General features: G+C 72.9%; 22 protein-coding genes. 18 read left to right on the top strand and 4 right to left on the bottom strand.

Annotated features, from left to right (window positions below; translation table 11 throughout):
* On the top strand, nucleotides 1-454 hold a 454-nt coding region (locus tag V3T34_RS06190; RefSeq protein WP_305078725.1), incomplete at its 5' end, for a GGDEF domain-containing protein.
* On the opposite strand, the gene V3T34_RS06185 is transcribed toward V3T34_RS06190, so the two are convergent.
* Entirely contained in the window at nucleotides 438-812 is a 375-nt protein-coding gene (locus V3T34_RS06185; RefSeq protein ID WP_060847721.1) for a 4a-hydroxytetrahydrobiopterin dehydratase, read from the bottom strand. The genes V3T34_RS06190 and V3T34_RS06185 overlap by 17 nt on opposite strands.
* A 230-nt stretch (nucleotides 813-1,042) precedes the next feature.
* On the opposite strand from V3T34_RS06185, the gene V3T34_RS06180 reads away from it, so the two are divergent.
* The 7 genes from V3T34_RS06180 to V3T34_RS06150 all read left to right on the top strand — a co-directional run bounded on the left by V3T34_RS06180 (nucleotide 1,043) and on the right by V3T34_RS06150 (nucleotide 6,565).
* A complete protein-coding gene (locus V3T34_RS06180) occupies nucleotides 1,043-2,041 on the top strand; it encodes an ABC transporter substrate-binding protein (protein ID WP_091882532.1) in 999 nt (332 codons plus the stop codon).
* 234 nt (nucleotides 2,042-2,275) lie between these two features.
* Nucleotides 2,276-3,013, top strand: coding sequence for an ABC transporter permease (locus V3T34_RS06175; RefSeq protein ID WP_305078724.1), 738 nt, complete (start codon nucleotides 2,276-2,278; stop codon nucleotides 3,011-3,013).
* Nucleotides 2,994-3,773 carry an ATP-binding cassette domain-containing protein gene (locus V3T34_RS06170; protein WP_305078723.1) on the top strand — a complete coding sequence of 260 codons (780 nt, stop codon included), beginning with the start codon at nucleotides 2,994-2,996 and terminating at the stop codon, nucleotides 3,771-3,773. The genes V3T34_RS06175 and V3T34_RS06170 overlap by 20 nt, the downstream gene beginning before the upstream one ends.
* 87 nt (nucleotides 3,774-3,860) lie before the next feature.
* On the top strand, nucleotides 3,861-4,112 hold the full coding sequence (locus V3T34_RS06165; RefSeq protein ID WP_060849447.1) for a hypothetical protein: 252 nt from the start codon (nucleotides 3,861-3,863) through the stop codon (nucleotides 4,110-4,112).
* Between the two features lies 1 nt (nucleotide 4,113).
* Nucleotides 4,114-4,455, top strand: a complete 342-nt coding sequence (locus V3T34_RS06160; protein WP_060847717.1) for a DUF6883 domain-containing protein — start codon at nucleotides 4,114-4,116, stop codon at nucleotides 4,453-4,455.
* A gap of 233 nt (nucleotides 4,456-4,688) precedes the next feature.
* Nucleotides 4,689-5,903: an MFS transporter gene (locus V3T34_RS06155; RefSeq protein ID WP_305078726.1), complete on the top strand. Its 1,215-nt coding sequence runs from the start codon at nucleotides 4,689-4,691 to the stop codon at nucleotides 5,901-5,903.
* A gap of 401 nt (nucleotides 5,904-6,304) precedes the next feature.
* Nucleotides 6,305-6,565, top strand: a complete 261-nt coding sequence (locus V3T34_RS06150) for a hypothetical protein (protein WP_060847716.1) — start codon at nucleotides 6,305-6,307, stop codon at nucleotides 6,563-6,565.
* 268 nt (nucleotides 6,566-6,833) lie between these two features.
* Here V3T34_RS06150 and V3T34_RS06145 read toward each other — a convergent pair whose 3' ends face one another.
* On the bottom strand, nucleotides 6,834-8,486 hold the full coding sequence (locus tag V3T34_RS06145) for an MFS transporter (RefSeq protein ID WP_288587965.1): 1,653 nt from the start codon (nucleotides 8,484-8,486) through the stop codon (nucleotides 6,834-6,836).
* Between the two features lie 378 nt (nucleotides 8,487-8,864).
* On the opposite strand from V3T34_RS06145, the gene V3T34_RS06140 reads away from it, so the two are divergent.
* The 6 genes from V3T34_RS06140 to V3T34_RS06115 all read left to right on the top strand — a co-directional run bounded on the left by V3T34_RS06140 (nucleotide 8,865) and on the right by V3T34_RS06115 (nucleotide 13,929).
* Nucleotides 8,865-9,269 carry a DUF4279 domain-containing protein gene (locus tag V3T34_RS06140; protein ID WP_305078722.1) on the top strand — a complete coding sequence of 135 codons (405 nt, stop codon included), beginning with the start codon at nucleotides 8,865-8,867 and terminating at the stop codon, nucleotides 9,267-9,269.
* A gap of 160 nt (nucleotides 9,270-9,429) precedes the next feature.
* Nucleotides 9,430-9,942, top strand: coding sequence for a hypothetical protein (locus V3T34_RS06135; RefSeq protein WP_305078721.1), 513 nt, complete (start codon nucleotides 9,430-9,432; stop codon nucleotides 9,940-9,942).
* 189 nt (nucleotides 9,943-10,131) lie between these two features.
* On the top strand, nucleotides 10,132-10,908 hold the full coding sequence (locus tag V3T34_RS06130; protein WP_091882548.1) for a sensor histidine kinase: 777 nt from the start codon (nucleotides 10,132-10,134) through the stop codon (nucleotides 10,906-10,908).
* A 67-nt stretch (nucleotides 10,909-10,975) separates the two neighbouring features.
* Nucleotides 10,976-12,562: an RAD55 family ATPase gene (locus V3T34_RS06125; RefSeq protein WP_331369128.1), complete on the top strand. Its 1,587-nt coding sequence runs from the start codon at nucleotides 10,976-10,978 to the stop codon at nucleotides 12,560-12,562.
* Nucleotides 12,563-12,566: 4 nt separating this feature from the next.
* A complete protein-coding gene (locus V3T34_RS06120) occupies nucleotides 12,567-12,932 on the top strand; it encodes a response regulator (RefSeq protein ID WP_060847712.1) in 366 nt (121 codons plus the stop codon).
* 55 nt (nucleotides 12,933-12,987) lie between these two features.
* A complete protein-coding gene (locus V3T34_RS06115; RefSeq protein ID WP_305078719.1) occupies nucleotides 12,988-13,929 on the top strand; it encodes a bifunctional helix-turn-helix transcriptional regulator/GNAT family N-acetyltransferase in 942 nt (313 codons plus the stop codon).
* A gap of 115 nt (nucleotides 13,930-14,044) precedes the next feature.
* On the opposite strand, the gene V3T34_RS06110 is transcribed toward V3T34_RS06115, so the two are convergent.
* On the bottom strand, nucleotides 14,045-14,545 hold the full coding sequence (locus tag V3T34_RS06110) for a CinA family protein (RefSeq protein ID WP_060849443.1): 501 nt from the start codon (nucleotides 14,543-14,545) through the stop codon (nucleotides 14,045-14,047).
* Entirely contained in the window at nucleotides 14,542-15,765 is a 1,224-nt protein-coding gene (locus tag V3T34_RS06105) for a bifunctional 2-C-methyl-D-erythritol 4-phosphate cytidylyltransferase/2-C-methyl-D-erythritol 2,4-cyclodiphosphate synthase (protein ID WP_210344501.1), read from the bottom strand. Before V3T34_RS06105 ends, V3T34_RS06110 begins: the two co-directional genes overlap by 4 nt.
* Before the next feature lie 444 nt (nucleotides 15,766-16,209).
* Here V3T34_RS06105 and dusB point away from each other — a divergent pair, with 444 nt between their 5' ends.
* From dusB to V3T34_RS06085, 4 genes are all read left to right on the top strand, one after another.
* Nucleotides 16,210-17,286 (top strand): tRNA dihydrouridine synthase DusB, encoded by a 1,077-nt coding sequence (gene dusB, locus V3T34_RS06100; RefSeq protein WP_407942678.1) that lies wholly within the window; start codon nucleotides 16,210-16,212, stop codon nucleotides 17,284-17,286.
* Nucleotides 17,287-17,332: 46 nt separating this feature from the next.
* Entirely contained in the window at nucleotides 17,333-18,436 is a 1,104-nt protein-coding gene (locus V3T34_RS06095; protein ID WP_091745038.1) for a two-component system sensor histidine kinase NtrB, read from the top strand.
* Nucleotides 18,437-18,441: 5 nt separating this feature from the next.
* Complete coding sequence (gene ntrC, locus V3T34_RS06090; protein ID WP_048429567.1) at nucleotides 18,442-19,899, top strand: nitrogen regulation protein NR(I); 1,458 nt, start codon at nucleotides 18,442-18,444, stop codon at nucleotides 19,897-19,899.
* 851 nt (nucleotides 19,900-20,750) lie between these two features.
* Entirely contained in the window at nucleotides 20,751-21,188 is a 438-nt protein-coding gene (locus tag V3T34_RS06085; protein ID WP_060847709.1) for a Ros/MucR family transcriptional regulator, read from the top strand.
* The last annotated feature ends 94 nt before the right edge of the window (nucleotides 21,189-21,282 follow it).

The raw sequence follows: 21,282 nt of genomic DNA, 5'->3' as shown, positions 1-21,282 counted from the left end.
CCCGAGCCTGGTCGCGATCGACCTCGACCTGTTCAAGCAGGTCAACGACCGGCACGGCCACCTCGCGGGCGACCGGGCGCTGGTCCACCTGGTCTCGGTCCTGCGCGCCGGCCTGCGCGAGGCCGACGCGATCGGGCGGGTCGGCGGCGACGAGTTCCTGGTCCTGCTCCCCGGGACCGATGCCGACCAGGCGCAGGTGGCGGCGGCGCGCCTGCGCGAGGCCCTGCGCCGCGCCCCGCTCACCCTCGACGACGGCACGGTGCTCCTGCTGTCGATGTCCTGCGGCTTCGCTCCGTGCCGGCCGGGCATGACCTTCGAGGATCTGGTCCACGCCGCCGACATGGCGCTCTACGGCGCCAAGCGCGCCGGGCGGGACGCGCGGGCCCGGCAGGAGCACGCCGCCCAGCGCCCCGCGCGCCGACCCCGCCGCGCCGCCCTCAGCGGTCGTGCTTGATGTAGGCGAAGCGCGGATCGGTCGGCGTGCCCTCCAGCGCGCCGCCCTCCAGCCCCGGCTGCCAGCCGACCACCTCCTCGATCTTCTTGGCCAGGGCAAAATCCTTCTCGGTCAGGCCCTTGGCCGAGTGGGTGGTGAGCCGCACCTCGACCCAGGCATAGGAGGCGGTGAGGTCCGGGTGGTGCCAGGCCGCCTCGGCGAGGTGCCCGACGGTGTTGATCACCATCAGGGTGCCCTTCCAGCTGTTCGTCCGGTAGGTGCGGGTGATCCAGCCATCGGCCTCCGTCCAGCCCGGCAGGGCGGCGAGGTGCGCGGCGATCGCCTCGGGGGCGAGGACGTCGTCTTTGTCGTTCGGCATGAGGCACGGTCTCCGTCCCGGCCCGCCGCCCGACGAGGGTCCAAGAGAGGACAAGGGTCCAAGAGAGGACGAGAGTCCAACAGACGGCGGCGGCCGATCCGCCGAGGGTGCGGCCTCGCGCCCCCGCAGGCAAGCGGTGGACGCCGCCGCCCGCGCCGCCTACCTCTGGCGGGGTAAAGACCGGCGGCAGGCAAGACCGGCGACGGGCCGGGCAGGAGGGAGGGGCGCCCATGCTCTCACGGCGTGGATTGATGGCGGCGGCCGGGCTGTGGCCGCTGGCGCCGCTGCTGCCCTCGGCCGCGCGGGCGCAGGGGGCGCCCGCCAGCCTGAAGGTCGGGCTCCTGCCGTTCGGCACCGTCTCCTGGGAGGCGGCGGTCATCAAGGCGGAGGGGATCGACGCGGCGGAGGGCCTCGACCTCGAGGGCGTGCGGCTCGCCGGGAGCGACGCCGCCCGCATCGCCTTCCAGGGCGGCCAGGTCGACACCATCGTGTCCGACCTGCTCTGGGCCGCCCGCCTGCGGGCGGAGGGCCGGGCGGTGAAGTTCCTGCCCTATTCCTCGACCGAGGGCGCCCTGATGGTGCCGGGCGACAGCTCCCTGACCACCGTCGCCGGCCTCGCGGGCAAGCGCCTCGGGGTGGCGGGGGGCCCGCTCGACAAGAACTGGCTGCTCCTGCGCGCACGGGCCCGCGAGAAGGACGGGTTCGACCTCGAGCGCGAGGCGCGCCCCGTGTTCGGCGCCCCGCCGCTCCTGATGCGCAAGCTCGAGACCGGCGAGCTCGACGCGGCGCTCCTATACTGGACCTTCTGCGCGCGGCTCGAGGCCAGGGGCTTTCGCCGCCTGATCGGCGCCGACGGCATCGCGGCGGCGTTCGGGGTCACGGGGCCGATCGCGCTCCTCGGCTACGTCTTCGACGAGGCGCTGCTGCAGCGCGCGCCGGCCGCGGTCGCGGGCCTCGCCCGCGCCTCGTCGCGGGCCAAGCGCGCCCTGGAGGCCGGGGACGCCGCCTGGGCGCCCGTGCGCCCGCTGATGGCGGCCGAGGACGAGGCGACCTACGCCACCCTCAAGCGCGCCTTCCTGGAGGGTATCCCGCGCCGGCCGGCCGCCGCGGAGCGCGCGGACGCCGAGCGCCTCTACGCGGTGCTGGCGCGGCTCGGCGGCGAGCGCCTGGTCGGCGCCGCCACGACCCTGCCGGCCGGGCTGTACTGGGACGGCGGGCCGAATGGCTGAGCGACGCGGCAGCCCCTCTCCGGCGCACGAGGCCAGGCTCGTCCCGTCCCACCCGCGACCTCGTCCCGAGGTGCGGAGCGATCGCGGATCGCGCAGGCTCGGAGGAGGGCTCCGGAGGCTGCGGCGATCCCTGGAGCCCTCCTTCGAGGCTGCTTTGCAGCACCTCAGGATGAGGTCGCGGAGGGGAGGGTCGGGGACGGCACCGGTCGGCTGGCCGATCGTGGGGCGGCTCGCTTGACGGCGCTCCTCGCCCGCCTCGCCTCGGCCCTCCTGCTGCTGGCCTGCTGGTGGCTGGCGAGCCGGTTCGTCGATCCCCGCACCCTGCCGTCGCCCGAGGCGGTGGCGGCGTTCGTGGGGCGGGAGGCGGCCTCCGGCGACCTGTTGCGCAACGTCGGCATCACGCTGTGGCGGGTCGTGGCCTCGTTCGTCCTCGCCATGGCGACCGGCGCGGTGCTCGGCATCGCGCTCGGGCGCTCGCGGACCGCCGACCGGCTCCTCGACACGCCGCTGCTCGTGCTCCTCAACACCCCGGCGCTGATCGTCACGGTGCTGGCCTATATCTGGCTCGGCCTGACCGAGACCGCGGCGATCCTGGCGGTGGCGCTGAACAAGATGCCGAACGTCGCGGTGATCCTGCGCGAGGGCGCCCGCGGGCTCGATCCCGGCCTCGAGGAGATGGCGCAGGCCTTCCGGTACGACCGCCGCACCTGGATCCGCCACGTCCTCCTGCCCCAGCTCGAGCCCTTCGCGGTGGCGGCGACGCGCTCGGGCGTCTCGCTCGCCTGGAAGATCGTGCTGGTGGTCGAGCTGCTCGGCCGGCCGGACGGCGTCGGCTACGCCATCTCGTACTACTTCCAGCTCTTCGACGTCGCAGCGCTGATCGGCTACAGCCTCGTGTTCAGCGCCGTGATGCTGGCGGTCGACGCCCTCCTGCTCCAGCCCCTCGACGCCCATGCCCGCCGCTGGCGATAAGGTTCCCGCCGCCGGGCTGCGCCGCGAGGCGGCGGCCCCGATCCTCACCCTGACGGTGCGCCGCAAGGTCTACCGCCCGGCCGGTGCCGCGCCGGTCGAGGCGGTGCGCGACCTCGCGGTGTCGGTGCGGCGGGCCGAGACCCTGTGCCTGATCGGCCCCTCGGGGGCGGGCAAGACCACCACCTTGCGCATCCTGCTCGGCCTCGACCGCGACTTCGAGGGCGACCTCGCGACCGCGCCGGACCTGCGCATCGGCATGGTGTTCCAGGAGCCGCGGCTCCTGCCCTGGCGCAGCGTCGAGGAGAACGTGCGCCTCTCCCTGCCGCGGGCCGAGCGCGGCCGCTCCCTCGACGCGCTGTTCGACGAGCTCGGGCTTTCCGAGTGGCGCGACCGCTACCCGCGGGCGCTCTCCCTCGGCATGGCCCGCCGGGTCGCGCTCGCCCGCGCGCTCGCCCTGGCGCCCGGCCTCCTCGTCCTCGACGAGCCCTTCGTCTCCCTCGACGACGCGTCGGCCGCGTCCCTGCGGGCCGCCGTGTTCGGCAGCGCGGCGTCGCGCGGCGCGGCGGTCCTGATGGTGACCCACAACGTGCCGGAGGCGCTCGCGGTGGCCGACCGGCTGCTGCTGCTCTCCGGCCGGCCGGCGCGCCTCGCGGGAGAGGTGGCGCTGCCGACCCCGCGGGCGGAGCGCGGCCGCGGCTGGCTGGAGGCGACGCGGCGCGACCTCGCGGCGCGGTATCCCGGGACGGTGGCGGAGGGGTGAACCCGGAAGGCCGGCGCGCTGCTGGACATTCCCTTGCGCCGTCGCCGGGAGCGATTATTTTCAGTGTCGGAGGCCGACGACGCCGACATGCCCGCACCCGTACGCAATCCTTTCGCCGCCGAAGACCGGGCGGTCTTCAGCCCGTCGGAACTCGACGTGGTGACGTTGAGGACCCCCGCGCTGAGCGACGAGGGGGCGACGGTGCCGGCCGGCGCGACGGGAACGATCGTGGCGGTCTACGGCGACGCCGCGGCGTTCGGGGTCGAGTTCGAGGCGCCCTTTCACGCCCTCGCGACGGTCATGCCGGGCCAGATCGGTTCGTGCCGGCGAGCCGGCTGACGTGCGTCCCGGCTTCGACGGACGGCCGGACCTCGTCATCCCGTTCCCGAAGCTCACCCACTATCTTCTGCACGATCAGGGTGCCGCCCCCTCGAAGGCGAAGTTCTTCATCGGGCACGGCTTCGATCGTCGAGTCCCGATCGTCCTGGCGCAGGCCCTGTGGCGCCAGGCCAGTCCCGAGAATTACCAGTCTGTTCGAATCGTGCCCTTCGGCCGGAACCTCGTCTTCGAGGGCCCGATCCTCACGCCGCACGGCACGGCCCCGATCATCCTGTCGGTGTGGCACGCGCCGCACGACGATCCGCGGCACGTGGCCCGCTTCGTGACCGCGTATCCGTCCTGAGCGGGCCGCCTGACGACGAGGCCGCGACCCGGCCTGAGGAAGGACGAGGCTGCGCCCCCGGTCGCGCGCAGCGGAGCCGGGGGTTGCACCCGGTTCGCTCCTCGAAGGCCGAGCCACCTGCTACAGCACCGACAAGCCAAAACGATTCGGTCGAGACGGCTCGGCCGAAATAACTCGGCCGAAATAACTCGGCCAAGCCGAACACCATCGAGGAAACGCCCGTGACCCGCCCGATGCCCGCCGACGGGCTCGATTCCGCCGCCGCCTGGCGCCGCCTCGTCGTCTCCGTCCTGCTCACCACCATCGGGGGCGTCGGGATGTGGTCGGTGGTGGTGGTGCTGCCCGCCGTGCAGGCGGAGTTCGGCGCCGCCCGGGGTGCCGCCGCCTTGCCCTACACGCTGACCATGATCGGCTTCGCCTTCGGCGGCGTGCTGATGGGCAAGCTCGCCGACCGGTTCGGCATCCTGGGCCCCCTGGCGCTCGGCGCGATCTGCCTCTGCCTCGGCTACGGCGCCACCGCGCTCTCGACGAGCCTGTGGCAGTTCGCCCTCGCGCACGGAATCCTGATCGGGCTCCTCGGCTCGTCGGCCGCCTTCGGGCCCCTGATGGCCGACATCTCGCTGTGGTTCGCGCGCCGGCGCGGCATCGCGGTCTCGGTCTGCGCCGCGGGCAACTACCTCGCCGGCACCCTGTGGCCGCCGCTCGTCCAGCACGCGGTCTCGGCCTATGGCTGGCGCGCCACGCAAGCCGGCATCGGGGTGTTCTGCCTCGCCACCATGCTGCCGCTGGCGCTCCTGATGCGCCGGCGCCCGCCGGTCGCGGCAGTCGTGCGCGCCGGGGAGGCGGGGTCGGGCGGGACGCTCGGGCTGCCGCCGAACCTCCTCCAGGGCCTGCTGGTGGTGGCGGGGCTGGCCTGCTGCGTCGCCATGTCGATGCCGCAGGTCCACATCGTCGCCTATTGCGGCGACCTCGGCTACGGCGTCGCCCGGGGCGCCGAGATGCTGTCCCTGATGCTCGGCTTCGGCATAGTCAGCCGGATCGCCTCCGGCTTCCTCGCCGACCGGATCGGCGGCCTGCGCACGCTCCTCGTCGGCTCGGTGCTGCAGGGGGTGGCGCTGCTCCTCTACCTCGCCTTCGACGGGCTGACCTCGCTCTACGTGATCTCGGCCCTGTTCGGCCTCTTCCAGGGCGGCCTCGTGCCGGCCTACGCGATCATCGTGCGCGAGCTGTTTCCGGCGAGCGAGGCCGGCGGCCGGGTCGGGGTGGTCATCATGGCGACCCTGTTCGGCATGGCGCTCGGGGGCTGGCTGTCCGGCGTGATCTTCGACCTCAGCGGCACCTACGCGGCGGCCTTCGCCAACGGCATCGGCTGGAACCTGCTCAACGTCGCCATCTCGCTCTGGCTGGTGCAGCGCCAGGCGGGCCAGGCCCGGCCGGTCCCGGCCTGACGCGGCGGCGGGATCCGGTCCGCCCGGATCCCGCGCCAGGTCCGGGAACAGTCGAGGGCCGGTTCGTCTGGTGCGCCGGCCGCGGGATACCGGCACGGAACCGGGACGGAACTCTCGGGGACTTGCGCGGTTCGAGGTCCAGCCCAGTCGATCGCGACCGGGGCGACAGTCGAGGGCCGGTCCGGCCTTGCCGATGCGTAAGTTGCGCGACCGGGTGCGGAATGTCACCGCGGCGTCGCACCGCCGTGTTTACCGTTTTGTGGATCGACGCGCCTTGGCGGCGCAACTCTTCGGGCGCTCGCGACTTATCCATGGCAAGAGAGAGCGGTCAGAGAGCGAGCGGTCCAGGGCCACTCCGCCCGACATTGCCGCTCGGCATTCAACCGATGGGATCACCGACCATGCGCGCGCGCCCCTGCGCCCGACTGCCCCTGCTCGCCGTGCTGGCCACCCTGGCCGCGGGCGTCGCCCCGCTCGGCGCCGTCGCCGCGCCGGCGGTCGACAAGGCGCCGAAGGCCGCCACGGGTACCACCCGCGACGTCGCCGCCACCGCGAGCGTCACCGCCCCGGAGGCGGACGACGCCCAGTGCTTCACCGCGCGCCGGAAGCTCTTCGTCGACGGCGAGGGCTGGATCGTGCGGCGGATCACGACCTGCCGGTGACCGCACGCGCCTGAACGGTGCTGGAGGCCCGTCTCGGGGAGGCGGGCCTTTTTTTGTGGAGGGTCCGTTCCCTTGCCATCGCCGGTCCCGGCTTTCGCGCGACGGTCTCGAACCCCTCCGAGGCGTCCCGGGGCCGCGCAGTCGGGAACCCGGGACGATGTCCGAGGACGGGAGCGGCGTCGGTTCCCCTTGCGCTGATGTCCCGAAAGCGGGAGGGGCGCCCGCAGCCTTCGCCGCGGACGCCCCTCCCGTCGCATCATCCCCGACGTCAGTGCGCGGCGGTATCCCGCTCGTCGAAGATGTCCCGGTCCTTGGTCTCGGGCACCAGCAGCAGGCCGAGCACAAAGGTCATCAGCGCGATGACGATCGGGTACCAGAGGCCGTAATAGATGTCGCCGGTCTGGGCCACCATCGCGAAGGCGGTGGCCGGCAGCAGGCCGCCGAACCAGCCGTTGCCGATATGGTAGGGCAGGGACATCGAGGTGTAGCGGATCCGGGTCGGGAAGAGCTCGACCAGGGCCGCGGCGATCGGGCCGTAGACCATCGTGACGAAGAGCACGAGGACGAAGAGCAGCCCGATCACGCCGGCCACCTGCGGCCGGAAGATGTCGAACGGGTTCGCCATCTTGACGACCTGGGCGTCGCCCGCCTTCGGGTAGCCCGCCGCCTGGAGCGCGCCCGCCGCCGCCTTGTTGAACTCCGCCGCCGGAGCGCCCGCCGCGAACGGGACCTCGGTGCCGTTGATCCGCACGACCGTCGGCTGGCCGGCGGGCGCGGCCTCGGTGGTGTAGCGCACCGAGGACTTGGCGAGGTAGTCGCGGGCGAGGTCGCAGGGCGCCGAGAACACCCGGGTGCCGACCGGGTTGAACAGGCTGCCGCACTGGGCCGGATCGGCCACCACGGTCACCTTGACGTTCTCGATCGCCTTCTCGAGGGCGGGGTTGGCGAGCGTGGTGATCTGCTTGAACACCGGGAAGAAGCTCAGTGCCGCGATCAGGCAGCCGGCCAGGATGATCGGCTTGCGGCCGATCTTGTCCGAGAGCCAGCCGAAGACCACGAAGAAGCCGGTGCCGAGCAAGAGCGCCCAGGCGATCAGGAGGTTGGCCGTGTAGCCGTCGACCTTCAGGATCGATTGCAGGAAGAACAGGGCGTAGAACTGGCCGGTGTACCAGACCACGCCCTGGCCGGCGACGAGGCCGAGCAGCGCGATGAGCGCGATCTTGGCGTTGCGCCACTGGCCGAAGGCCTCGGTCAGCGGGGCCTTCGAGGTCTTGCCCTCGTCCTTCATGCGCTGGAAGGCCGGCGACTCGCTGAGCTGCAGCCGGATCCAGAGCGAGATGCCGAGCAGCAGCACCGAGACCAGGAACGGGATGCGCCAGCCCCATTCGGCGAAGGCGGCCTCGCCCGTGATGCTCCGCACCGCCAGGATCACCACCAGCGACAGGAACAGGCCGAGCGTCGCCGTGGTCTGGATCCAGCTGGTGTAGAAGCCGCGCCGGCCGTGCGGCGCGTGCTCGGCGACGTAGGTCGCCGCCCCGCCATACTCGCCGCCGAGCGCGAGGCCTTGGGCGAGGCGCAGCACGATCAGGATGATCGGCGCCGCGATGCCGATCTGCGCGGCGTTGGGCAGGATGCCGACGATGAAGGTCGACAGGCCCATGATCAGGATGGTGACGAGGAAGGTGTACTTGCGCCCGACGATGTCGCCGACGCGCCCGAACACCAGGGCGCCGAACGGCCGCACCAGGAAGCCCGCCGCGAAGGCGAGCAGCGCGAAGATGTCCCGGGTCGCCGGCGGGTAGGACGAGAAGAACTGCGCGCCGATGATGCCGGCGAGCGAGCCGTAGAGGTAGAAGTCGTACCACTCGAACACGGTGCCGAGGGAGGAGGCCAGGATGACCTTCTTCTCCTCCCGCGTCATCGGGCGCGCGGCATCGCCGCTTTGCCCGAGGGCGGCTGAGCTTGCCATGGGGTGTTCCTCCTGTGAGGGCGTTTCCTGGGTGACGGCACGCCGCGCCCGCGCGAATCTTCGCCGCGTCGGGATCGTCGCGTTTTCATGGTGAACCGGGTCTCGGGCGGCGCCGTCGACGCCGGGCGGGGATGGGAACCGCCCGCTCGCACGTGATCCGCGCCGCTCGCACGAATCGTTAAGCCAGCCTTATCCCGGAGCCCATTCGACAATTCGTCGTGAGACTTAGGTCGTGAGACTTCCGTCGGGGGGCCGTTCTGGACGGCGTTTGGGGCGCATGACGCTGCGAAACATTTGGCGGATATCGGCAGTCACGCCAGGATCGGCAGCATGCCCGACATCGCCCGCACGACCGTCAGCCTGCGCATCACCGGGGACGCGCTCGACCCGGAGGAGATCACCCGTCGCCTGGGGATCGAACCCACACGATGCACCTGCAAGGGCGACGTCCGCCGCATCGCGTCCGGTCGCGAGGTGATCGCCCAGGTCGGATCATGGGTGCTCTCGGCCGATACGACCGACGGCCTCGATGCGGGAATCGTCGCTCTCCTGAGTAGGCTCCCGGACGATCCGGCCGTCTGGCGCGACCTGAACGAAAGCTACCGGTGCGACATGTTCTGTGGTCTGTTCATGCAGGACAGCAACGAGGGCGCGGAGTTGCAGCCACAGGTGCTGTCGATGCTGGGCGATCGGGGATTGCGGCTGGGATTGGATATTTACTGCTGCCCGGATTGAGCTCGCGGCGGCCATCGTACGCGGACTTTCCCAGAGCCTTCCGGCCGGAAACGATCATGCCGCGTCCGTACTCTGCCACGGCTGGCGCGGCTCCCCCGCGGGAACGAGGATGGCACCCCGGCATTGAACCTGCGAGTGCCGGGAGCCGGGAAGACACACCATGCGTCGCGACCTGATCGTCCTCACCCTCGCCGCCGCGGCCCTCGCGGGGACGGGCGCTGCGGCGCAGCCGCTCGGCGGCGCCGGCCGGGCGGGCGCCGGGCAGCCGCATGTCGGGCCGCAGGGCGGCCGCGCCGCGGTCTACGACGTGCGCGGGCGGCACGGGCGTATCGGGGCGCTGCGCGAGCGGGGCTTCGCGGGCAGGGGCTATGCCGGCCGGGGCTTCGCGGGCCGGCGGTTCGCCGCCTACGGCGGCACCACCTTCGCCGGTCCTCTCGGACTCTACGGCGCCAACGGCGTGCTGGAGCCCGGTCTCGTCGCCGAGCCCTACTTCAAGCTGCCGCGCCCGAGCGAGCTCGTCCCGTCGGCCTGGGGCGAGGGGACCTACGGCATCCCGACCGTCGCCGGCATCCCGCCCCAGCCGAAGGCCGATCCGGTGCTCTACGTCATCAACGGCGGCGAGCGGCGGGTCGGGGGCGCGCGGGTGATCCCGGTCGACGCGCCGCGGCGCTGACCCGCGACCTTCTCTCGCAGGAACCGGAGCGGGAAGGACCCTTCGGGCATGCGGGCGGGCGCTCGCCTGCCCGGCCGCGATTTGTTATGCCGTGCGGGTGATGCCGACCTCGCCCCCCACGCCGTCGAACCGGACAGCCTGCCGGTTTCCCGGCCGGACGCCTCCCGTCGGGAGCGGACGGCCGCGCGCATGAGCGGGGCGGAGCGAATCCTGGCCGAGACGGCGGAGGCCGACGAGGCCGCCGCGTTGCGCCGGGAGGTCGGCGCCCTGCGGCGCGCCCTGTCCGAGCGCGACGCGTTCCTGGCCGGCGTGGCGCACGAGCTGCGCAACCCGATGACCCCGATCCTCGGCCAGGTCGAGCGCCTGCGCGCCGCCGCCGAGCGCGACGCGCCGGAGGGCCGGGTGGCGCAGGGGCTGGCGCAGCTGCACTGGCTCGTCGAGCGCTACATCCGCCGGGCCACCACCCTCCTCGACGTGTCGCGGGCGCAGGCCGGGCAGCTCGCGCTGCTGGCCACGCCCGTGCCGCTGGCCGAGGTGGTGGACGAGGTGGTGGAGAGCCTGCGGCCGATGGCGGCGCATGCCGGCAGCGCGATCGCGGTCGCGGTGCCGGACGACCTCGTGCTGTCCTGCGAGCGCCTCGCCCTCGACCAGATCCTCGACAACCTGATCACCAACGCGATCAAGTACGGCGACGGCGGCGCCATCGCGGTGGCGGCGGCGCGGGACGGCGCGGTGGCGCGGATCCGGGTGAGCGACCGCGGCGTCGGCATCCCGGCGGCCGACCAGGGCCGGATCTTCGAGCGGTTCGAGCGCGCGGTGGCCGATCCCGGCACGGCGCCGACCGGCTTCGGGGTCGGGCTGTGGCTGGTGCGCCGCCTCGCCGAGGCGATGGGTGGGAGCGTCGCCCTCGAGAGCCGCCCTGGCGAAGGCGCGACCTTCACGGTAACGCTTCCCCTGCACGGGTAGGCGATCACGGCGGGGATCGACGATCCCGCGCGGGGTCGATGAATTCCACACGAGGCCGAGAGCGCGGATGACGGGGGCGGGACCGAGCATGGGGCAGGCCGGGGCCTATGGCGGGCTGGAGCGGGTTCCGACGGGAATCGCCGGCCTCGACGAGATCCTCGGCGGCGGGCTGTTTCGCGGCGGCGTCTACATCGTCCAGGGCACGCCGGGCTCGGGCAAAACCATCTTCGGCAACCAGGCCTGCTACACCCATGCGGGCGCCTCGCCCGCCTACGAGGATATGGGCGCCTCGCCCGCCTACGAGGATAGGGGCGCCTCGCCCGCCACATGCGATCCGGGCGCCGCGCCCGAGCACCGGGCGCTCTACGTCACGCTGCTGGCCGAGAGCCACGCGCGGATGCTCGGCCACATCGCGCCGCTCGGCTTCTTCCGCCCCGACCTGATCCCCGACCGGATCACGTATCTCAGCGCCTTCCGCACCCTGCAGGACGAGGGGCTGGCCGGCCTCCTGACCCTGCTGCGGCGGGAGACCGCCCACCGCGAGGCGAGCCTCGTCGTCCTCGACGGGCTGGTGGCGGCGGAGGAGACCGCCGCCTCGACCCTCGAGTTCAAGACCTTCATCCACGAATTGCAGACCCAGGCCGCCGCCACCGGCGCCACCGCGCTCCTGCTCACCAGCGCCTCGGCCGGGGCCGATCTGGTGGCGGCCGAGCACACGATGGTGGACGGGCTCATCGTCCTGTCGAGCCGCCTCGCCGGGTGGCGGGCCGAGCGCGAGATCGAGGTGCGCAAGTTCCGCGGCGGCGGCTTCCTGCGCGGGCGCCACGCCTTCCGCATCACCGACGACGGGGTCCGGGTGTTTCCCCGCATCGAGGCGCGCCTGCGGGTGCCGAGCCGGCGCGACCCTGTCGAGGGGCCGGCGCTGACCACCGGCCTGCCCCCCCTCGACGCGATGCTGGGCGGCGGCCTGCCGCACGCCTCCACCACCCTGGTCGGCGGTCCCGCCGGCATCGGCAAGACCACGCTCGGCCTGCAGTTCCTCGGCGCCGACCCGGAGGCGCCGGGCCTGCTCTGCGGCTTCTACGAGAGCGAGGCGGCGCTCCTCGCCAAGGCGCGGGCGCTCGCGCTGCCGGTCGCCGGCCTGATCGAGCGGGGCCGGGTCGGGGTGATGTGGCAGCCGGCCACCGAGGGGCTGATCGACGAGGTCTGCGACGATCTCCTGCGCGATATCCGGAACCGGGGGGTCCGGCGCGTGTTCATCGACGGTCTGGACGCGATGAGCCGGATCGCAGGGGATCAGGACCGGATCGTCCGCATCTTCGCCGCTCTCACGGCGGAGCTGAGGGCGCTGGGCGTGACGGCGATGTACACCCGAGAAACCGATCTGCGCGGCACCTTCGTCGATGCGCCCTCCGGCAGCGGCTCCCTGCGGCAGACCTCCAGCGTCGCCGAGAACGTGGTGCTGATGCGCTCCTGCGCCCTGCGCTCCGGCCGCCACCGCCTGATCGCCGTCGCCAAGGTCCGGGACGCCCGGATCGACCCCCGCCTGCGCGTCTTCGACATCCGCCCCGGCGGCCTGGCGATCGACGACGGCCCCGATCGCGCCGAGGCGATCCTGGCCGACCGGGACGCCCCGAGCCGCGGCGGGGAGTAGGCCCGTGGCGAGGGTGCTCATCGTCGACGACGAGTTCGGCATCGCCGAGCTGCTGGACGCGGTCCTGTCCGACGACGGCCACGCCGTGGCGACCGCCGCCAACGGGCGCCAGGGCCTCGCCCGCGTGGCCGCCGACCCGCCCGACCTGATCTTCCTCGACTTCATGATGCCGGTGATGGACGGGCCCGCGATGCTGGCCGCCCTCGCGGGAGACCCGGGCACGCGGGGCATCCCGGTCGTGCTGATGAGCTCGATGCCCGAGGAGACCGTGCGCGAGCGCGCCGGCGGCCACGCCGCCTTCCTGCGAAAACCCTTCCGGCTCAAGCAGGTGCGCGACCTCGTCGCGGCGCTGGCACCGCGCGACGAATAGTTGACTCAGTCAATCGATCGGACGATCCTGCCGGCCTGAGCGGAGGCGGGCGGCGATGCGGGACGAGGGTGGGGACGTCGACGAAGCGATGGTCGGGGCGGTGCGGGCCTTCGGCCGGTTCTACACCCGCCAGATCGGCCTCCTGGAGGAGGGGCTCCACCGCAGCGCCTTCTCGCTCACCGAGGCGCGGGTGCTCTACGAGCTCGCCCACCGCGATCACCTGACCGCCTCGGTCCTCGGCCAGGATCTCGGCCTCGATGCGGGCTATCTCAGCCGCCTGCTCAAGCGCTTCGAGGACCAGGGCCTGGTGACCCGCCGGGCCGCGCCGGAGGACGGGCGGCGCCAGGTCCTGGCCCTGACCGCGGACGGCCGGGCGGCCTACGCGCCGCTCGACGCGGCCTCGCGCGCCGAGGTGCGGGCCCTGCTCGCCCGGCTGCCCGCCGCCGACCGGGCGCTCCTCGTCGGCGCGATGGCGCGGGTGCGCGGCCTGCTCGGCGACCCGGCGTCGGACGCGCCGACGATCCTGCGCGACCTGCAGCCCGGCGATCTCGGCTGGATCGCCCACCGCCAGGGCCTGCTCTACGCCGCCGAGTACGGCTTCGACACGGGCTTCGAGGCGCTGGTGGCCGAGATCCTGGCCGGCTTCGTGCGCGACCTCGACCCGGCCCGGGCCGCGGCCTGGATCGCCGAGCGGGACGGCGCGGTGGCCGGCAGCGTCTTCCTGGTGCCCGCGGGCGGCGCTGAGGGGGTGGGCAAGCTGCGCCTGCTCTACGTCGAGCCCTCGGCCCGCGGCCAGGGCCTCGGCCGGCGCCTGACCGATTCCTGCATCGCGGGGGCCCGGGAGCGCGGCTACCGGCAGCTCACGCTCTGGACCAACGACGTGCTGACGAGCGCCCGGCGGATCTACGCGCAGGCGGGCTTCCGCCTGGTCGAGGCGGCGCCGCACCGCTCCTTCGGGCAGGACCTGGTGGGGGAGACCTGGATGCTGGACCTGTGAGGGCGTACCCTCATACGAAATCCGGTTGATTGCTTCGCGATGCGGATTTCAGCTTCGCTCAAGCGCCGCGCGGGCTGGTGATATGGGATCCGGAAGCAATCTTCCGGATCCCCTGTCACACCTTCTCCAGCGCCATCTCCAGGAAGCCGAGCGCGTCCTCGACGGCGCAGCGGCGGACCTCGGAGCGGCCGAGGTCGCCGTAGCGGCGCTCGATGTGTCGGGTCGCCCGGCCGGCGGCGACGAGGCCGAAATGGACGAGGCCGATGGGCTTGGCCGCCGTCGCGCCGGTGGGACCCGCGATGCCCGTGATGGCGAGCGCCACGTCGGCGCGGGAATGGGCCAGCGCCCCCTCGGCCATCGCCCGCGCCACCGGCTCGCTCACCGCGCCGTGGGCCGAGATCAGGTTGAAGTCGACGCCGAGGATCTCGGCCTTGGCCTCGTTGGAATAGGTGACGAAGCCGCGCTCCACCACCTGCGAGGAGCCCGCCACCTCGGTGAGCAGGGCGGCCACCAGGCCGCCGGTGCAGGATTCCGCGGTGACGAGGCGGGCCTGGCGCTCGCGATAGGCGGCGATCAGCACGCTCGCCCGGGTGATGAGGGCGGCATCGAACATCAGGCGCGCGCCTCCGGCAGGCGGATGGTGGCCGCCGCCTGGGCGGCGAGGCCCTCGGCCCGGCCGACGAAGCCGAGCTTCTCCGTCGTCGTCGCCTTGATCGACACCGCCGAGAGCGGCACGCCGGCGATCTCGGCGATCCGGCTGCGGATCGCGTCGCGGTGGGCGCCGATCCGGGGCGCCTCGGCCAGCACCGTGATGTCGAGGTGGTCGATGACGCCGCCGCGCTCGCTCACCCGCCGCACCGCGTCGGCGAGGAACTGGTCGGAGGAGGCGCCGCGCCAGCGCGGGTCGCTCGGCGGGAAGTGCACGCCGATGTCGCCGTCGGCGAGCGCGCCCAGGATCGCGTCGGTGAGCGCGTGCAGCACCACGTCGCCGTCCGAATGGGCGAGCACGCCGCGATCGGCCGGGATGCGCACGCCGCCGAGCCAGACGTGGTCGCCTTCCGTGAAGGCGTGCACGTCGAAGCCGGTGCCGAGGCGGGTCAGGAGGGTCATGGCGGAGTCGCTCTCGGAGGGGGGCGAAAAGGCGCGGTCGGCCTCGACGAGGTCGGCGGCCTGGGTGATCTTGCGGTTGCGCAGGTCGCCGGGGAAGACCGCCACCGGCAGGCCGGCCCATTCGGCGAGCGCCCCGTCGTCGGTGAAGCCGTCGTGCCCCTCCGCCGCGGCGCGCGCGTGCGCCTCGGCGAGGAGCGCGAAGCGGAACGCCTGCGGGGTCTGCACCGCCCGCAGGGACTCGCGCTCGGGGGTCGCGCGCACCCGGCCGTCCGGCTCGACCACCTTGATGGTGTCGCTCACCGGCACGCCCGGCACGGCGGCGCCGTGGTCTTGCGCCGCCGCGATCGCCCGGTCGATCAGCGCGTCGTCGACGAAGGGGCGGGCGGCGTCGTGCACCAGCACCAGTTCCGGCGCGGCCTCGCGCGCCAGCGCCGCGAGCCCGGCCCGGACCGAGGCCTGCCGGGTGGCGCCGCCTTGCGTCGGCCGGGCGAGCTTGGCCTGCGCCGCCGGCGGCAGGTCGCCCAGGCACTCGTCGTAGAAGGCGGCGGCGTCGGCCGCGATCACCACCTGGATCCGGCCGACGCCCGGATGGGCGGCGAGCGCCGCCAGGGTCCGGGTCAGGACCGCCTGGCCGCCGACGCGGCGGTACTGCTTGGGCGTGTCGCCGCCGACGCGGATGCCGCGCCCCGCGGCGACGACCACTGCGGCGATCTGGGGAAGTGTCAAAGAGGTCGCTCCCGGGATTGCCCGCTCCTTAGCGACGCGCACCCGTCGACGCAAATGCACTGGGGGAAGGGGGGTGCCGCGCGGGAATGGGACATCTAACCGTCATCAGGCCGGATCGGGCTGCAGGCCCGCCGGCCCCGCGCTGCGGGGTTGCGTGGGGCGCATGCAGAACCGGAGACGGCGCGGCGCCCGGCCGACGGCTCGGCCCCGGGATGCTGCCCTGCACTGCAGCAAAGTCCGGGGTTACGGCGCTTCCAATTCCGCGCCATGCCCCGCTATCCTGGGCCGGGCGATCCGATCCGACGTTAGGGAAGGTTTCGCACGACGCCCGCCGGCCCCGCGGAACCGCGGAAGGGACGGCCCCGACGCAAATCGGACTCGAATCGCCGGTCGGGGAGGGAACGCGCTTGCGTCCGACCGGGTTTTGGCTATTTGCTGAGCACAATGACGACTGACCATTATTTGAGCGCCGAGGGGCCGGGGGCGGCCACGGGGGTGCGGCCGGCAGCGCTGCCACGGATGGCGGCGCACGATGCTGCGCCGCACGCGCAGGGCGCGCTGCTGGCGCCGCTCTCCGGCGTCACCGACCTGCACATGCGCCGCATCGCCCGCCGGCTCGGGGCCACCGCGACGGTGTCCGAGATGGTGGCGGCGGAGGATTTCGCCCGCGGCACCGAGGAGGCGCGCCTGCGCGCCGAAGGGGAGGGCGTGCTGCCGCACGTCGTCCAGCTCGCCGGCTGCGACCCGCGCTGGATGGCCGAGGGCGCGCGGCTGGCCGAGGCGAACGGCGCCGACGTGATCGACGTCAACATGGGCTGCCCGGCCAAGGCCGTGACCGGCGGCCAGGCCGGCTCGGCCCTGATGCGCGACCTCGACCATGCCGAGCGCCTGCTCGCCGCGGTGCGCGGCGCGGTGTCGGTGCCGGTCACCGTCAAGATGCGGCTCGGCTGGGACGATGCCACCCGCAACGCCCCCGACCTCGCCCGCCGGGCCGAGCGGCTCGGCTACGCCGCCGTCACGGTGCACGGCCGCACCCGGCAGCAATTCTATACCGGCCGGGCCGACTGGGCGGCGATCCGCGCAGTGCGCGAGGCGGTGGCGATCCCGCTGGTCGCCAACGGCGACGTGGCGAGCCTCGCGGACGCGCAGGCCTGCCTGGCGGCGTCGGGCGCCGACGCCGTGATGGTCGGCCGGGCGGCGGTCGGGCGGCCCTGGCTCGTCGCCGCCATCGCGGCGGGGCTCGCCGGCGAGACGCCGGCGGAGCCGGACGCGGCCGCGCGGGCCGAGCTCGCCGCCGAGCATTACGACGGGCTCATCGCCCTCTACGGCGCCCGGATGGGCGTGCGCCACGCCCGCAAGCACCTCGCGGCCTATGCCGACCATGCCGGCGGGCTCGGGCCCGACGAGCGCATCCGGCTTCTCACCACCACCGACCCGGCGGAGGCCGCGCGGCTCCTGCGGCGCGCCTTCGAGGGCCGGTCCGCGCAGCCCGCCGCACGGCCCGAGCCTCGGGCCGCATAGGATGAGCGATGCACCCCCTGCCGCCCGCACCCGGAAGGCCTCGCTCATGAGCGACCCGACGAGCGAGATGATCATCAACGCCCTGCCGCTGCCCGTCCTGACCATCGGTCCGGACGAGCGGATCCTCCAGGTCAACATGGCGGCGGAGCACTTCTTCGACTATTCGCGCCGGATGATGCAGCGCCAGCGCCTGCGCGACATCATCCCGTTCTCCTCGCCGATCATCGCGCTCGTCGACGAGGTGCGCCGGCGCCGCGCCAGCGTCAGCGAGTACCGGGTCGAGCTGGCCTCGCCGCGCACCGGTGTCGAGCGCAGCGTCGACGTGTTCGCGACCCATCTCGACGACGACCTCGTGGTGCTGATGCTCCAGGAGCGCACCATCGCCGACAAGATGAACCGCCAGCTCACCCACCGGGGCGCGGCCCGCTCGATGGTGGCACTCGGCGCGATGCTGGCCCACGAGATCAAGAACCCGCTCGCCGGCATCCGCGGCGCCGCCCAGCTCCTCGAGCAGTCGGCCGCCGAGGACGACCGCCTCCTGACCCGGCTGATCTGCGACGAATCCGACCGGATCGTGCGCATCGTCGAGCGCATGGAGCTCTTTGGCGACGAGCGCCCGGTCGAGCGCGGGCCGGTCAACGTCCACGGCGTCCTCGACCAGGTGAAGCGCTCGGCCCAGTCGGGCTTTGCCCGCCACATCCGCTTCGTCGAGACCTACGATCCCTCGCTGCCGCCGGTGCTCGGCAACCGCGACCAGCTGGTCCAGGTCATCCTCAACCTCGTCAAGAACGCCGCCGAGGCGATCGGCGCCGACGCGGTCGACGGCGAGATCGTCCTCTCCACCGCCTTCCGCACCGGGCTTCGCCTCCAGGTGCCGGGCTCGCGCGAGCGGGTGAGCCTGCCGATCGAGGTGGCGGTGCGCGACAACGGCCCGGGCGTCACGGCCGAGCTGCTGCCGGACCTGTTCGACCCCTTCGTGACCACCAAGGCGCAAGGGTCGGGCCTCGGCCTCGCGCTGGTCGCCAAGATCGTCGGCGACCACGGCGGCATCGTCGAGTGCGATCCCGCCCCCCGCCGCACCGCCTTCCGCGTCCTCCTGCCGATGTCGCATGCCCGCGACGGGCGCGAATCCTCCGCCGAGACCGAGTGAGCGCCATGCCGAACGGACACATCATCGTGGCGGACGACGACGCCGCCATCCGCACCGTGCTCAACCAGGCCCTGTCGCGCGCCGGCTACGAGGTCCGCTCGACCGGCAACGCCGCCACCCTGTGGCGCTGGGTGGCGCAGGGCGAGGGCGACCTCGTCATCACCGACGTGGTGATGCCCGACGAGAACGCCTTCGACCTCCTGCCCCGCATCAAGCGGGTGCGGCCGGACCTGCCGATCATCGTGATGAGCGCGCAGAACACCTTCATGACGGCGATCCGGGCCTCCGAGCGCGGCGCCTACGAGTACCTGCCAAAGCCCTTCGACCTGAAGGAGCTGACCGCGATCGTCGGCCGCGCCCTGTCGCGCCCGCGCGGCGCCGCGGCGCCGGGGGCTCCGCCCGAGAACGAGGACATCCCGCTCGTCGGCCGCTCGCCGGCGATGCAGGAGATCTACCGGTCGCTCGCCCGCCTGATGCCGACCGACCTCACGGTGATGATCACCGGCGAATCCGGCACCGGCAAGGAGCTGGTGGCGCGCGCCCTCCACGATTACGGCCGGCGCCGCTCGGGCCCGTTCGTGCCGGTCAACATGGCGGCGATCCCCCGCGACCTGATCGAATCCGAGCTGTTCGGCCACGAGAAGGGCGCCTTCACGGGCGCCACCGCCAGATCCGCCGGCCGCTTCGAGCAGGCCGAGGGCGGGACCCTGTTCCTCGACGAGATCGGCGACATGCCGATGGAGGCCCAGACCCGGCTCCTGCGGGTGCTGCAGCAGGGCGAGTACACCACCGTCGGCGGCCGGGTGCCGATCAAGACCAACGTCCGCATCATCGCGGCGACCAACAAGGACCTCAGGGTCTCGATCCAGCAGGGGATCTTCCGCGAGGACCTGTTCTTCCGCCTCAACGTGGTGCCCTTGCGCCTGCCGGCCCTGCGCGAGCGCTCCGAGGACGTGCCGGACCTCGTGCGCCACTTCTTCGTGCTGGTCGAGCGCGAGGGCCTGACGCGCAAGCAGCTCGACGGCGACGCGATGGAGAAGCTCAAGCGCTACCGCTGGCCCGGCAACGTGCGCGAGCTCGAGAACCTGGTGCGGCGCCTCGCGGCGCTCTACCCGCAGGAGACGATCACCGGCCCGGTGATCGAGGCCGAGCTCGACACCCTGCCGCTCGCCGCGCCCGCCCAGGGCGGGACGGGGCGCAAGGGGAACGGGGAGGCGGAAGGCCTCTCGGCGGCGGTGGAGCGGCACCTGTCGGAGTATTTCTCCAACTACCGGGACACGCTGCCGCCGCCCGGCCTCTACCACCGGGTCCTGCGCGAGATCGAGGGTCCGCTCATCGGCGCGGCGCTCGCGGCGACCCGCGGCAACCAGATCCGCGCCGCCGAGCTGCTGGGGGTGAACCGCAACACCCTGCGCAAGAAGGTCCGCGACCTCGACCTGCAGGTGTTCCGCACCCCGCGCTGACGGCGGCCGGGCGAGGCCGGAGGCGGAACCGGGGGGACAACCCGCCCGGTCCAGCGCGGCATTCCGACGCAACTTCTTGTCCCCCGACGATGAGGGGGGTACCAAAGGCCAAGATGCGGGATAATCCGGCAAGGCCGGATCGTTGCGGCGCCGGTTCGAGGGTACTGTCCCCCGTATCGGCCCCTCCGAGTACAGGCGCTTCCCCCCGCATGGCTCGGACGAAATCTTGCCGCCGCGCCTGCGCCCTGAGTTTCCGATGCGTCAGGGTGGGTTCTGGACAATGGAAGATCGTCCATACCGGACATATTGATCAGTCGATCCGGCAGGCTGCGCGCGGCTGACGTCTCGTTAGATCTAGCGAATGCCGCACCGGACCGTGATCGGAGGCGGCCGCAGGCGAAATCGCAGCGGGATGACACGATTTCGAGCGATCAGCCGCGGTCGCCGTGGCCGACCCGGCGACGCCTGGATTGGGTCTCTGCGCGGGGTTTGGCCAGAAGACGAACTATTGTTTTGTAGTTTTTACCAATTGTTAAGTGACGCCCCCGTGCCGGTCCGGCGGTGCCCGCCCCCCTCCGGGAGGTCCGGACCGGGCCGGGCGACCGGCCGCGGGCGGCATACCAAGCCCTTGTCCCCAAAGAGCTTTCCTTCTTCGCCGTGGCGGCTCGCGCAAGCCTCCGCGGCGGCCGGCAGCGGAGTCCCGCGGCGGCGGAACGCCCGGCACCCGCCGCTACGGAAAAAGACGGTCAAAGCAGAACGATCCTTTATGTTGACCGAGACAGCTTGCAGTTGACGCAGACCGGCGTAACATCCATCACCTCGGACAGGGGGCGGCATTTCTAGAGGACCACATGAGTACACATGACCACGGCGAAGAGCCCCAGATGATCGGATTGGTGTCCGATATTGTGTCGGCTTACGTGTCGAACAACAGCGTGCCGGTGAGCGAGCTGGCGAGCCTGATCCGCAGCGTCCACGAGGCGGTCGCCCGCCTCGGCACGGCCGCCCCGGCGGAGCCCGAGCGGCTGACCCCGCCGGTGCCGATCAAGAAGACCGTCTCGCCCGACTACCTGATCAGCCTCGAGGACGGGCGCCGGTACCGGACGCTGAAGCGCCACCTGGCCGGCCGCGGGCTCACCCCCGAGCAGTACCGCCAGAAGTGGGGCCTGCCGCCGGACTACCCGATGGTCGCCGCCAATTACGCCGCCCAGCGCTCCGAGCTCGCCAAGAGCATTGGGCTGGGCCAGAAGCCGGTCGTCCGTCGTCCGCGCTCGACCCAGGCCGCCTGACAACGCGCAGCCCGGTCCCGGTCCCGCAGCGGGCCTGATCCCCGAGGACCGATCCCATACGGGCCGATCCGGTGGCTCGACCCCGCGCGGACCC

Source organism: Methylobacterium ajmalii, assembly GCF_036448855.1.
Classification (GTDB): domain Bacteria; phylum Pseudomonadota; class Alphaproteobacteria; order Rhizobiales; family Beijerinckiaceae; genus Methylobacterium; species Methylobacterium ajmalii.
Note: the sequence above shows the minus strand (reverse complement) of the source record. Positions and strands in the feature narration are given on the sequence as shown.

Bases quoted from the DNA above. Each gene is read 5' to 3' on its own strand.
- V3T34_RS06085 (WP_060847709.1), top strand. From the start codon at position 20,751: ATGAGTACACATGACCACGGCGAAGAGCCCCAGATGATCGGATTGGTG.
- V3T34_RS06180 (WP_091882532.1), top strand. From the start codon at position 1,043: ATGCTCTCACGGCGTGGATTGATGGCGGCGGCCGGGCTGTGGCCGCTG.
- ntrC (WP_048429567.1), top strand. From the start codon at position 18,442: ATGCCGAACGGACACATCATCGTGGCGGACGACGACGCCGCCATCCGC.
- V3T34_RS06170 (WP_305078723.1), top strand. From the start codon at position 2,994: ATGCCCGCCGCTGGCGATAAGGTTCCCGCCGCCGGGCTGCGCCGCGAG.
- V3T34_RS06150 (WP_060847716.1), top strand. From the start codon at position 6,305: ATGCGCGCGCGCCCCTGCGCCCGACTGCCCCTGCTCGCCGTGCTGGCC.
- V3T34_RS06165 (WP_060849447.1), top strand. From the start codon at position 3,861: ATGCCCGCACCCGTACGCAATCCTTTCGCCGCCGAAGACCGGGCGGTC.
- V3T34_RS06140 (WP_305078722.1), top strand. From the start codon at position 8,865: ATGCCCGACATCGCCCGCACGACCGTCAGCCTGCGCATCACCGGGGAC.
- V3T34_RS06130 (WP_091882548.1), top strand. From the start codon at position 10,132: ATGAGCGGGGCGGAGCGAATCCTGGCCGAGACGGCGGAGGCCGACGAG.
- V3T34_RS06185 (WP_060847721.1), bottom strand. From the start codon at position 812: ATGCCGAACGACAAAGACGACGTCCTCGCCCCCGAGGCGATCGCCGCG.
- V3T34_RS06145 (WP_288587965.1), bottom strand. From the start codon at position 8,486: ATGACGCGGGAGGAGAAGAAGGTCATCCTGGCCTCCTCCCTCGGCACC.
- V3T34_RS06125 (WP_331369128.1), top strand. From the start codon at position 10,976: ATGACGGGGGCGGGACCGAGCATGGGGCAGGCCGGGGCCTATGGCGGG.
- V3T34_RS06095 (WP_091745038.1), top strand. From the start codon at position 17,333: ATGAGCGACCCGACGAGCGAGATGATCATCAACGCCCTGCCGCTGCCC.
- V3T34_RS06135 (WP_305078721.1), top strand. From the start codon at position 9,430: ATGCGTCGCGACCTGATCGTCCTCACCCTCGCCGCCGCGGCCCTCGCG.
- V3T34_RS06155 (WP_305078726.1), top strand. From the start codon at position 4,689: ATGCCCGCCGACGGGCTCGATTCCGCCGCCGCCTGGCGCCGCCTCGTC.
- dusB (WP_407942678.1), top strand. From the start codon at position 16,210: ATGACGACTGACCATTATTTGAGCGCCGAGGGGCCGGGGGCGGCCACG.
- V3T34_RS06115 (WP_305078719.1), top strand. From the start codon at position 12,988: ATGCGGGACGAGGGTGGGGACGTCGACGAAGCGATGGTCGGGGCGGTG.